The following is a 907-nucleotide window of genomic DNA, read 5'->3' as shown; positions in this document are numbered from 1 at the left end:
GCCACGTCATGCGGTTTCATTGAGAGAGGTTGCCACGACGGATCGCGAACTGAAGACATCCGGAGCCCGTCGAGGAGAGGTGGTTCGGTCGAACCGCAGGAACTGTTTTGCGAGAAATTATTTGTTTTCTGTCACTGACTGAAGCGAGGCCGCGGGGGAGATTCAGCGACGGATCCCGTTGAGGTCGCTTCGCGAGCGTGGGGTTCGAGACGCCGTTTCGACCACGGATGAACGAGCGCTCCGACCGGGAAAAAGTAAAGTGAACTTCGACGGCGATAGTCCGCTCTCGGTGGAGAGATACTGCTCGTCTCGAACTGATTGCTAGTCACGTGCGTGCGCGAACAACGAAAGGAGTAGTAACACAGCAGCACAGTAGCAGTAACACGCAGCTGTAATCGTCAGGACAGGGTTGAACCGCCCGGGCCCCGCGGATAAAAAGGAAAGTAGTGAGGAACACACCGCGAGCGAGCGGTTGTTTATACCACGGGCGTTTATAAGGGAGGGGGACGCATATAAAAGCGAACGATGACGAACCCTGCTGATTCGATCGAGATCCAGAACGTCGTTGCATCGACCGGTATCGGCCAAGAGCTCGACTTGGAAGCGCTCGCAGAGGACCTCCCGGGCGCCGATTTTAACCCGGACAACTTCCCCGGCCTCGTCTACCGGACTCAAGAGCCGAAGGCGGCCGCACTCATTTTCCGGTCGGGGAAGATAGTGTGCACGGGCGCAAAGAGCATCGATGACGTCCACGAAGCGCTCGGGATCATCTTCGAGAAGCTTCGCGGACTCCAGATCCCCGTTGAAGAGGATCCCGAAATAACGGTGCAGAACATCGTGTCAAGCGCCGACCTCGGTCACAACCTCAATCTCAACGCGCTGGCGATTGGGCTCGGCCTAGAGGACG

At 57.4% G+C, this 907-nt stretch carries 1 protein-coding gene; it reads left to right on the top strand.

Annotation, left to right across the window (positions count from 1 at the left end):
• Nucleotides 1-525: 525 nt before the first annotated feature.
• Nucleotides 526-907: TATA-box-binding protein (locus DJ74_RS18080; RefSeq protein WP_094528216.1), on the top strand; the 382-nt coding region annotated here is incomplete at its 3' end.

This window comes from Halorubrum sp. Ea8, assembly GCF_002252925.1.
Taxonomy (GTDB): domain Archaea; phylum Halobacteriota; class Halobacteria; order Halobacteriales; family Haloferacaceae; genus Halorubrum.
The sequence above is the reverse complement of the archived record's forward strand: the minus strand, read 5'-3'. Positions and strand labels throughout refer to the sequence as shown.